This window comes from Streptomyces sp. NPDC058045 (genome assembly GCF_042885635.1).
Classification (GTDB): Bacteria; Actinomycetota; Actinomycetes; order Streptomycetales; family Streptomycetaceae; genus Streptomyces.
This window is the reverse complement of record NZ_JBHVRR010000092.1, coordinates 1-11048: the sequence shown is the minus strand read 5'-3', so window position 1 is coordinate 11048 and position 11048 is coordinate 1. Positions and strand designations below refer to the sequence as shown.

The following is an 11048-nucleotide window of genomic DNA, read 5'->3' as shown; positions in this document are numbered from 1 at the left end:
CTGCTGGGCACATGACGCCCGTGGACCGCACGTCGGGCGGGAGACGCGAGGGACCCCGCCATCCCGGCCCACCTCTGGCCGGAACCGTTCGGTCGCGCTACGGCATGGTCACGGAGCGTCTAGAGTGCGGGGAGTCTGGACCACGGGGAACGGGGAGGGCGTCAATGCGGGTCGGAGTTCCACTCGAACTGCCGCCGGAGCCCGTGCACTTCGTCAATCGCGACACCGAGCGGACCCAGGTCCGCGAGGCGGTCCTCGGCCGCGCGAACGGCACCCGCCCACCCGTGCTCTCCCTGCACGGCCCCGGCGGCCTCGGCAAGACCGAACTGGCCGCCCTCCTCGCCCGCACCCTCGCCGACTCCCACCCCGACGGCGTCCTCCTGGCCGACCTGGACGACTACCGGGTGGACGGCGTCCTCGACCCGGCGGACGTCCTGGCCCAGCTCCTCGACTCACTCGGCGTCGAACCGGCCCTGCTGGCACCGGACTTCAAGGGCCGCTGCCGCCAGTTCCGCACCAAGACCTCCCGAGCCGCCCTCGTCCTCCTGCTGGACAACGCCCGCTACGCCTCCGAGGTCGCCCCGCTGCTGCCCGCCTCGGCCGACAGCCTGGTCATCGTCACCAGCCACGGCCCCCTCTACGACCTGGCCGACGGGGCCGCACTCGACCTGGCACTGACACCGCTGACCCGGGAGCACGCCCGGGAACTCTTCCAACTCCTTGTGGACGACCGGAGGTTGGCCGCCGACCCGCAGGCCGTCGAGGACATGCTGCGGCTCTGCGCCGGCCTCCCGGCCGCGGTGCAGGTGGCCGGCCGCTGGGTCCGCCGCCACCCGCTGCGCCCACTGCCGCGTCTGCTGGCGGAATTCCGGGCCGAACTGCACGAGAAGGGTGTGCCCGAGGTGGAACAGCTCTGGGACACCGCCTACCGGGGTCTCACCCCGCCCGCCGCCGCCCTCTACCGGCTGCTGCCGCACCACCCCGGCCCCTCCTTCACCCGCCGCTCCGCCACCGCCCTGCTGGGCCGGGGGCCGCAGGAGTGCGATACGGCGCTGGAGGAACTGGCCGAGGCCGGACTGATCGACGTCCGCACCGCGGGCACCCTCGACGCCGAGGGCCCACTCCGGCTGCCCGGACCCCTGCACGCACACGCCCTGCGCCGGGCCCGTCAGCAGACCACCGCGGAAGAAATCGCCAACGCCCAGCAGCGGGTGGTGAGTTGGTGCCTGCGTCAGTCCCAGCTCGCCGACCGCTATCTGGCCGGGCCCCGCCTCACCGTCACCGAACGCCTCCCCGCCCTGCCCGACACCCCCGACGCCCCGCTGGACGACCCGGAGCACGCCGCCTCCGACGAGGAGCGCGCCGAGCGGGTGGCACACGCGGCCCGCTGGCTGCACGGGCAGCGTCACCTGCTGTACGGCTGCGTCCGCCTGGCACACGCCCGCGGCCTGGACGCGGAGGTGGTCGCCCTGTGCGAGCCGCTCTGGACGCACGCCCTGCACCACCCGCACCGGTCCGAGACGGTGGAGGCGATGCGGCTCGGTGTGGCCTCCGCCCAACGCGCTGCCTACGCACCCTGGTTGGTCCGGATGCACTGCCAACTCGCCCGCCCCCTCTGGGAGTCGGACCGCATCACCGAGGCCCAGCAGGAGATCGACGCCGCCCTGGCCGCCGTACGGCTCCTCGACGGCAGCGAGCGGGACCGCAAACTCGCCGCCTCCGCGGTGGAGTTCCGCGGCATGGTGCACTCGGCCCGCGGCGACTGGGCCACCGCCGCGCAGGACTTTGCACACTGCCGCGAACTGCACCGCGCCATCCCCAACCCCTACGGTGTGCTGCTCCAGACCTACCGGCTCGGCGAGGCCCTCGCCCGGCTCGGTGACCTGGAGGAAGCGCGGGCACTGCTCCACGAGGCCCATACCCTCGCCGCCGACCAGCGGCGTACCCGCCTCACCGGCCGCACCGGCCTCGCCCTCGGCGGTGTGCTGCACCGCCTGGGCCGCACCGAGGAGGCACAGCCCCTGTACAAGGCGGCCCTGACCACCGCCCGCGCCCTGGACTCCGGCGCCGACCAGGCCCGGATCCTGGATGCCCTCGCCGAACTCACCGAAGCCCGGGGCGAGTTCACCGCCGCAGCCGAGTACCGCACCGCCGCCGCCGAGATCCGCCACAGCAACGGCCTGGCATGACAAGGGAGTCGACGGTGGAAACCCGCTTTCTGCCGGCGGGTAGGCGCGCCCTGGCCCATCACCTCCGCGTCACCCGCAGTCTGATCGCACGCGGCTGCGGATACCTGGACCTCGCCGCGGGCGGTCGCTGAGCCACCGCCGGGCAGGTCAACACCGGCCGCCTCCACGGCAGTTCAGCACTCTCCCGGTGGTTCAGACGGCCTGTGCGGCCTCCGCCTCGGTGGCGGGGCGCAGGCTCAACCGGTGGGAGCGCCCGCCCACCAGACAGGCCCGCCCGTCCAGCTCCCCGGGTTCCCGCCCGCCCGCACACCAGGCGTACAGCGCGGACAGCGCCACGGCCGGGTCGGCCCGCACCAGTCGACCACCGTCCCGGCACTCCGCCGCCTCCACCCGGTACACGGTGTCCCGCCCCCACACCCCCACCAGGCAGGCGCCGCTGGGTAGTACGGTGCCCGCGACACGGCAGCCCGGGTACTCCTCAAGTACATGCCGCGCCCAACCGTCCGCCGTCCAGGACACACCGCCGGCACCCGTGACACCGGGGGACCCCGTGGTGGCCGCCGGTGGGCGCCGGAACAGCAGCCCGGCCGAGCGGACCCAGTGCTCGCCGGCCACCCCGTACTCCGCCGCCAAGTGCCGTGCGGGCAGGGCGAGTCCGGCCGGGCGCCGGTCGATCCGGATGCCCTCGGGCAGGATCTCGGTGTGCACATCGAAGGCACCGGGCCGACGTCCGGGCCCGGCGGGCCGGGGGAGTGGGGTGGGCGCCACCGGATGCCGCGGCAGATCGAGTTCGAGCAGCCGGTACGCCTCCACCCGCAGCCGGTGCAGGGCCTCGCCCCGGGCGGCGAACGCGGCGCGCGCCGCGGCCGGCCCCGCCCCGGGCGGGTAGGCCGCGACCGCCTCACACACCGTCTCCGGGGTACCCAACTGCGGTACCTGCGCGAGCAGTTGGTGCATCGGTGTGCCCGGGATCAGCTCGGCGCCGCCCCGGTGCACACCCACCACCGGCCGGTCCCCGACGGCCGCGTAGTACAGCGCGCTGGAACCATGGTCGGTGATCAGCACATCCGCGGCCACCAGGACCGCCGCCCACTCCTGGTACGCCGCCGCCGTCACCAGACCCGCGTCCACGGCCGGAGCCAACCGCTCTCCCAGCTCGAACGCGCCGAGCAGGCTGTGCTCATTGGGATGCACGATCAGCGCCAACTGGTAGCCGTCGTACGGGAGATGGGCCGCCAACTCGGCGGGGAGCGAGGGGCGCCGGGCGAGCAGGGAGTCCGGGCCCCAGGTGGAGGTGAGGGCGATGAGCCGGCGGGGTCCGGTGCCGAGGGCGGTGCGGTAGGCGTCGCGGTGGGAGCGGGAGGCGAGCAGCCGGTCCAGGGTGGGGTCACCGATGACCCTGGCCCGTCGGGCGGCCTCCGGGGCGGCGGTGGCGAGCCGGGTGAGCTGCCCGGGATGGGCGAGGGCGTGCACGGTGGTTCCGCCGGTGGGGTGCTCGCGGGGGAGCAGGTGGTGCGGGTCGAGTCCGGAGGCGGAATCCTGTGAACCCTCCTCCGGTATCGACTTGTTGAAGCCCGCGCCGTGCGGGAGCCGGAGGTGCGGACCGCGCAGCCGCAGTACGTCGCCCTTGGGGCTGGCGGCGATGACCAGGTCGTGGGTGTGGGCGCAGGCCTCGGCCCACGGGACGCTGCGACCACCCACGGCGTCGAGCGCCGCGAGTGCGTCGGCGGCGAAGTCGGAGCCCGGGATCAGGGTGAAGAGGCGGGTGATACGGGGATCACCGGCGAAGACGGGCAGTGTGTCCAGCAGCCGGTACAGCGCCACCGCGGACCGCGCAGCGAACAACACCGCCCGTCGCCCGTCGCCCGTCGCCCGTCGCCCGTCGCCCGTCGCCCGTCGCCCGTCGCCCGTCGCCCGTCGCTTCCAGGGTCGATTCTATCGTGGACGGTGGGCGCCGGATGGGCGTTTGCGCAGGTCGAGTTGGACTTGCCCAAGGGGTCGGGCGGCATGTGCCTGATCGTATCGCGGGGTCCCGGTGGGTCCTGTGGCCGGTCGGCGGCGGGGGTTTCCGCCGTGGATCTTCGGGGTTCGCTGCGGGGACGGCCGGGGCTGGGGAGGATGGGCGGTATGAGTGAGTGGGGAGTGGCGCTGGTCGCCGCGGGAGCGGCCCTGGCCGGTAGTGCCGTCACCGGCTGGTACACCCGCAACGCGGGCCTGCGGCAGGCGGATGCGGCCCGGCACGCGGGCGACCGGCAGGCGGACGCGCTGCTGGAGTCGGTCCGGATGACGCTGTGGGCCGAGCGTGAGGGACGCTCGCAGGAGGCGCGCCGCAGGATCTACGCGCAGTTCCTCGGGGCGGCGGAGGAGCGGGTCCTGGCGGAGCGCACCGGGCGCGCCCGCGCGGACACCGATCCGGCCGCCTTGGAGCGTGCCCTGAGCGAGGTCGTCCTGGAGGGCCCACCGGAGGTGGCCGACGCCGCCCGGCGTGTGGTGGACGCGCTGCGCCGGCACCCCGGCCCCGACGAACTCCGCACCGTGGTAGGGGAGTTCGCCGAGGCGGCCCGCCGCCGCCTCGGCCCGTGACACGCGCTACGCGTCCGGCACCCAGCTTCCGTGGAATCCGAGGGGAACCCGGCCGGGAAGGTGGATACGGGCGAGGGGCCGGCCGGTGAAGTCCTGGGCGGCGAGGATCACCAGGTCGCTCGCGCCACGTTCGGGGTTGTGCACATAGGACAGGATGTAGCCGTCGTCCTCGTCCCGGGCTCCGCGGCGCGGCACGAACACCGGCTCGGAGACCGCCGCCCCGCTCGGGAAGCGGTGCACCTGCCGGCTGCCGCGCAACATGTCTTGTTTCACCAGGCAGTTGGTGAACTTCTCGTCCGGCGGCACCCCGTCGACCGTCTCATAGGCCCGCCACATCTCCGCCGCGCTCGCGGTGTACGCGAAGCGGTGCCGCCGGGACACCAGCGCCTCGTTGACCCGGGGGAACTCCTGCGGCAGGTCGTCGATCCGGGACCGCCGCACCCGCCCGGCCCGCAGGTCGACGGTCCACCGCTCCAGTACGGGTGTGCCGGTACTGGAGGGCCCACCGTTGCCGCGGCCCGCCGCGTAGAACGGCGCGGGCATGGTGACGAGTTCCATGACGACGGTGTCGCCCTGGTCGTAGGCGTTGAGGGTGTGCGAGAAGTACACCGGGTCGATCTCGAACCAGCGGACCTTGCCCCCGGTCCGCCGCATCACCCCCACCCGCATCGGATGCCGGTCGTTCCACCGGTACGGCACGATCGCGCCGCGCTCGGCGGCGTCCAGGTCGAACGTGATCGGTACATCGACGACGATCACATACTTCGAGGTGAGCCCGAAGTCGTGCATCATCGGCGCGTCCGCGATCGGGATGCGGTGGGACCGGGCCACCCGCCCCGTCCGGTCGATCATGATGTGCCGCACATGGTCCCAGGTCGGGTAGTACGCCACCGCGTGCAACTCGTCCGCCTGGGCGTCGTACTTGGTGTGTGCGGTGAAGGCGCCCTTGAGGGTGGAGCGGAAGTCGTGCGGGCGCAGCGTGTTCAGCTCGCCGTCCAACTCGTAGGGCAGCGGCCCGCTTTCCTGGAGGGCGAGGATGCGGCCCTTGTACGGGATGACATGGGTGTTGGCGGCGAAGTCGTCGGGCGGTACGGGGCCCGGGTAGGGCTCGCCGAGCTTCTTGGCCACCGCGGCGGAGCGCACCCACCGGTTGCGGTACCACTCGGCGCGCCCGCCGCGCAGCCGCACCCCGTGCACCATGCCGTCACCGAGCATCCAGTGGTGGGCACGCGGGTCCTCAAGACCGAGGGCGTTGGGGCCGGTACGGAGGTAGCGGCCGTCGAGGTCACGCGGCACCCGTCCGGTCACCGGCAGGTGGAAGGCGGTGAGTTCCTCGGTGACCGGTGCGAACGCCCCTTCCAGGAAAGGGGAGTTGCCGGTGCCACCGTCCGCGCCGGTCGCGGCCCGCGCCGCGGTGGCGTAGTGGCCGAGCCCATACCCTCCGACGACACTGCCGGCCGCCGCGACTGCGGCGCCCTGGAGGACCCTGCGGCGTGTGTGACTGCTCATCGCGCTTTCCCCGTCCGTGGTGGGTGCCCGGCGGCCGTCCGCCGGTGCTGGATACGAGTCTGCTGGGCGGTCGACCGCAGGTCAGGAGTGCTGGGACCCGTCCTGGGGGTGTTGCCAGCACCACCCCCACCCGACCGGCCGACCCCACCAGGCCGCTGACGGAGGGGAGTTGGGGGCACGTCCGACCCCTGGACAATCCATTCGGCCACGGGCTCAGGGGGTGGGACGCCGTAGGGAAGAGGTCGGGACTGCACCTACTCCAACGCGGTCCACGGGCAGGATGCTGCTTCGTCAGTGACAACGGCATCGAGGTCGACGTGGACCGGTCCCGTCAGCGCAGCGCTCAACCAGCCCATGAACGCCTCGTGTTGGGCGGACAGGCTCCAGCGCAGGCGGACGCCTTCTCCCTCCTCGACCTGTGTGGTGCGGCCGATGGGGTCCATGGAGATGTTCAGGTGGCCGGAGTCGACGAAGGGCAGGTCGAGGGCCGCTGACAGGGTCAGCGCGTCGTGCTGCATGGTGCCGCCGTAGCGGGTCCCGGCGAACCAGCGCTCCAGGTGATCGGCAAGCAGCCGTGCCCATACGGGGCCTTGGGGGTCCCGCAGGTCCTGGTACAGAGGGTGTTCCGCGGTGATCTCGATCAGCGGGGTGAAGGTGATCTCCGAGGCGATGAACTCGGGCGTGGGAAGGACGCCGCTGCCTACGGCTTTCAGGACGGCGTGGGCGCCGGGCACGTCCATGCGGATGTTGTGTTCCGCCCGGCTGGGGTCGCGGTAGCGCAGCGCGCCGCCCATCTGGGTCAGCCGTAGCTGCCGCCCCAGGTCGGGGGCCTCGGCGAGTACGCGGGCCAGGTTCGTCAGCGGGCCCATACCCACCCAGCGCACCGGCCCGTCGGCCGCCTCGCACACCGTGCGTACCGCCGCGACGACATCCGTGGGTTGCGCGGGCACACTGTCCGGGATCAGGCCGTCCACGCAGTAGTAGAGGGACTCCCCGAGAGATGCTCCGGCAACCGTGGCCACCTCGCGGCGGCCGATGAGGTCCAGCAAGTGCCGTGCGAACCGGGCCCGTTCACCCCGTACTTCGTCGCCGGTGATGACCATGACCAGCTCGGGCACCTGCCGCGCCGCGGCGGCCACCGCAAGGGCGTCGTCTGCGTCGCCGCCGATGTCCGTGTCGATGATCACGGGGGTGCGCCGCGGGTCCTCCGGCCATGGACCGGACGCCTCCAACGCCTCACCGATGCCGGCCAGTCCACTGTCGGGCACCGTACGCCCGAGCCGAGTCATCGCGTCCCAGTGCTGCCGCAGCTCATCAACGGTCTCGTTCCGCTCTTCGCCCATGAAGTCTCCTGTCCCGTGTCCTGTGTGTCATCCCGGTACGACGCCCGATCGCCCGCATGATCGCCCCTACCGGCACAGACGTGTGGTGCACATTGGATCGGGTGCCTCGTTCATGATCAAGCCGTTTCGACTCTCCAACCGGGCTGTCCTGTCAAGGAGTTCACCCTCCCCGGCGTGAGGCGTCACGATCCACAGCAGGGCAAGACTGAGCGCGAGCCCGGTGACCGCGGCGAACTGGTTCACGGTGAACTTGAACACCTCGCCGCACACCAGGTCGGTGAGCAGCGCCCACCGCAGCAGCCGGCCACCGGAACCGGGCCCACCGGGCCATCCGGCCATCCCGCGCAGCGCTCCTGGTGCTGGCCCCACCCTTCCGGGGCACACCCCCTACGGAACGCGGTCCGCCCCCGCACCGTGGGGGATGCGGGGGCGGAACGGGCAAGCGGGGATGGCTACTTGATGGTGATGCCCTTGGGGTTGAGGTGGGCGATGGCGCCGCTCTCGGTGCCGTCCGACGGGTCGACGACGCAGTCGATCAGCGCCGGGGTGCCGGCGGCCAGGGCCTCCCGCAGCAGCGAGGCCACCTCGTCCGGGGTGTTCGCCTGGTAGCCCTTGCCGCCGAACGCCTTGATCATCAGGTGGTGTTGGGCGGCGAGCTTGGTGGGCGCCGGGTCGTCGTTGGCGGATTCCTCGTTGCCGCGGTAGACACCGCTGTTGTTGAGGATGACGGTGACGATCGGCAGGTTGTACCGGCAGACCGCCTCCAGTTCCATACCGCTGAAACCGAAGGCGCTGTCCCCCTCGATGGCGACGACCGGGCCGCCGGTCTCGACGGCGGTGGCGATGGCGTACCCCATGCCGATGCCCATGACGCCCCAGGTACCGGAGTCCAGCCGGTGCCGCGGCACGGACATCGGGATGGTGTTGCGCGCCAGGTCGAGCGCGTTGGCACCCTCGTTGACGACATACGCCTCCGGGTGCTCCGCGAGGACGTCGCGGATGGCCTGGAGGGCGCCGAGGAACTTCATCGGGTGGGCGGCCCTGGCCTTCTCCAGGCGGCCGGCCATCTTGGCGACGTTCTGCTCGGAGCGGGCGGTCAGCTCCTCCCGCCAGGCGGTCGGCGCGGTGATCGCCCCGGCCTTGTTCCGCTCGCTCAGGGCCTCCAGCACGGAGCCGACGTCACCGACCAGCGGCGCCGCGATCGGCTGGTTGCTGTCCATCTCGGCGGCCGCGATGTCGACCTGGATGAACTTGGCGTCCGGGTTCCACTGGGGTGCGTCGCCGTGGCCCAGCAGCCAGTTGAGCCGGGCGCCGACGAGCATCACCACATCGGCCTTCTTCAGCGCCAGCGAGCGCGCGGTGGCCGCGGACTGCGGGTGGTCGTCGGGCAGCAGGCCCTTCGCCATCGACATCGGCAGATAGGGCACACCGGTGGCCTCGACGAACTCCCTGATCTGCTCGTCGGCCCGGGCGTACGCGGCGCCCTTGCCGAGGATGATCAGCGGGCGCTCGGCACCGGCCAGCAGCTGGATGGCACGGTCCACCGACTCGCGGTCAGGGATCTGGCGCGGCGCCGGATCGACCACCTCCCACAGGGAGTTGGCGCCCTCCTCCGCGTCGATGACCTCACCGAGCACCGCGGCCGGGATGTCGAGGTAGACACCGCCGGGGCGGCCGGAGACCGCGGTGCGGATGGCGCGGGCCAGACCGCGGCCGATGTCCTCGGCGCGGTGCACCCGGTAGGCGGCCTTGGCGAAGGGCCGGGCGGCGGCGAGCTGGTCCATCTCCTCGTAGTCGCCGCGCTGGAGGTCGACCAGGTGCCGTTCGCTGGAGCCCGAGATCTGCACCATCGGGAAGCAGTTGGTGGTCGCGTTGGCAAGGCCCACAAGGCCGTTGAGGAAGCCCGGGGCGGACACGGTGAGGCAGATGCCGGCCTTCTTGGTGAGGAAGCCGGCCGCTGCCGCGGCGTGCGCGGCGTCGCTCTCGTGGCGGAAGCCGATATAGCGGATGCCGGCTCCCTGCGCGACGCGGGCCAGGTCGGTGATCGGGATTCCGACCACACCGTAGATGTTCTCGACACCATTGAGCTTGAGTGCGTCAACGACCAGATGAATCCCGTCGGTGACGGCGGGTTGGCCGGTGTCCCCTGCCCCAGTGCCCGGTACGGAAGCGGCGGTCATGGTCAGGATCCTCCCTGGGTATTGCGGCTCGGAATCGACGGAATACTGCATACAGTATTCCTGTCCGGGAGCGGTGACAAGGATTGGTGGAGACCCTTCGCAACGGGTTTCCACCGGGGGCCCGGAACGGGCCGCGAGCGGTGCGAACAGAGGTGGTGCCGCGGGCGGCGAAGGGCCTCCGGGAGGTCGGACTACGCGCCGGTAGACTGTAGACGAAGCGCAACCCCCGGGCCGGTAGAGCCGCAGATGAAGGGTCGAATCCATGCTGTCCGCAGGAGCCAACGCAAGCGTGCCGAAGCTGGAGCGGCCCGGCCCGCTGCGTGAGCGGGTCTACGAGGCCCTTCTCGAACTCATCGTCAGCCGCGCCCTCCGGCCCGGCCAGCACCTGGTCGAGAACGAACTCGTCGGCCAACTCGGCGTCTCCCGCCAGCCCGTACGCGAGGCCCTCCAGCGGCTCAACACCGACGGCTGGGTCGACCTGCGCCCCGCCCAGGGCGCCTTCGTACATCAGCCGACCGAGGGCGAGGCCGATCAACTCTTCGTGGTGCGCGGCCTGTTGGAGGCCGAGGCCGCCCGGCTCGCGGCCGCCAAGGCGACCCCGGAAGCCGCCGAACGGCTGCGCGCCCTGTGCGAGGAAGGCGAACGCGCCCTGGCGGCCGACGACATCGACGCGGTGGTCGCCGCCAACGGCGCCTTCCACGCCTATGTCATGGAACTCGCCGCCAACTCTGTCCTGGCCGAACTCTCCGCCCAGGTCGACCGCCGCGTCCGCTGGTACTACACGCCCGTCGCGCGCACCCGCGGCGCCCGCTCCTGGAGCGAGCACCGGGAACTGATCGCCGCCATCGAGGCCGGCGACGAGCAGCGCGCCCAGCAGGTGATGCGCGGCCACACCGAGCACACCAGGACCACGTATCACGAGCGGGTCAGCGCCGACGGCGAGCAGGTCGTGGAGGCGCCCGGCGCATAGGCGGGGGATGCCGACGGCCGGCGTCGGCACCCCCGGCGCGGTCATCTCAGGAACCGTCGCCCAGCAGGCCCGCGGCCCGCGCCCAGCGGTACTTGGCCCCCAGCACCTCGACCGGCTTCTCGGTCGTGTACGGGTACGCCACCACACCGTGTTGATAGAGGTAGTCGCAGGCTTCCTCCACTTCGGTGTCTCCGGCGAGTGAGGCGACGACGGGTTTTTCGATGCCCTTTGCGCGTGCTTCGGCGACGGCTTTCGCGGTGAGTTTGGCGAAGGT

At 72.2% G+C, this 11048-nt stretch carries 8 protein-coding genes and 1 pseudogene; 3 read left to right on the top strand and 6 right to left on the bottom strand.

Annotation, left to right across the window (positions count from 1 at the left end; all coding sequences use genetic code 11):
- Window positions 1-164 precede the first annotated feature (164 nt).
- Window positions 165-2189, top strand: coding sequence for a hypothetical protein (locus tag ACFVST_RS28620; protein WP_390156499.1), 2025 nt, complete (start codon window positions 165-167; stop codon window positions 2187-2189).
- Between the two features lie 192 nt (window positions 2190-2381).
- Here the strand turns inward: ACFVST_RS28620 and ACFVST_RS28615 are convergent, their stop codons facing one another.
- Window positions 2382-4037, bottom strand: a complete 1656-nt coding sequence (locus ACFVST_RS28615; RefSeq protein ID WP_390156498.1) for a translation initiation factor 2 — start codon at window positions 4035-4037, stop codon at window positions 2382-2384.
- A 279-nt stretch (window positions 4038-4316) separates the two neighbouring features.
- Between ACFVST_RS28615 and ACFVST_RS28610 the strand changes: the two genes are divergently transcribed.
- A complete protein-coding gene (locus ACFVST_RS28610; protein ID WP_390156497.1) occupies window positions 4317-4772 on the top strand; it encodes a hypothetical protein in 456 nt (151 codons plus the stop codon).
- 6 nt (window positions 4773-4778) lie between these two features.
- Here ACFVST_RS28610 and ACFVST_RS28605 read toward each other — a convergent pair whose 3' ends face one another.
- The 4 genes from ACFVST_RS28605 to oxc form a co-directional block, all read right to left on the bottom strand.
- Entirely contained in the window at window positions 4779-6281 is a 1503-nt protein-coding gene (locus tag ACFVST_RS28605) for a carotenoid oxygenase family protein (RefSeq protein WP_390156496.1), read from the bottom strand.
- 254 nt (window positions 6282-6535) lie between these two features.
- Window positions 6536-7624, bottom strand: a complete 1089-nt coding sequence (locus tag ACFVST_RS28600; protein WP_390156495.1) for a nucleoside hydrolase — start codon at window positions 7622-7624, stop codon at window positions 6536-6538.
- A gap of 66 nt (window positions 7625-7690) precedes the next feature.
- On the bottom strand, window positions 7691-7963 hold the full coding sequence (locus tag ACFVST_RS28595) for a hypothetical protein (RefSeq protein WP_390156494.1): 273 nt from the start codon (window positions 7961-7963) through the stop codon (window positions 7691-7693).
- Window positions 7964-8076: 113 nt separating this feature from the next.
- Window positions 8077-9804, bottom strand: coding sequence for an oxalyl-CoA decarboxylase (oxc, locus tag ACFVST_RS28590; RefSeq protein WP_390156493.1), 1728 nt, complete (start codon window positions 9802-9804; stop codon window positions 8077-8079).
- 262 nt (window positions 9805-10066) lie between these two features.
- On the opposite strand from oxc, the gene ACFVST_RS28585 reads away from it, so the two are divergent.
- Complete coding sequence (locus ACFVST_RS28585; RefSeq protein WP_390156492.1) at window positions 10067-10774, top strand: GntR family transcriptional regulator; 708 nt, start codon at window positions 10067-10069, stop codon at window positions 10772-10774.
- 46 nt (window positions 10775-10820) lie between these two features.
- Here the strand turns inward: ACFVST_RS28585 and ACFVST_RS28580 are convergent.
- Window positions 10821-11048, bottom strand: a pseudogene (locus ACFVST_RS28580) (CoA-binding protein); the annotation flags it as partial.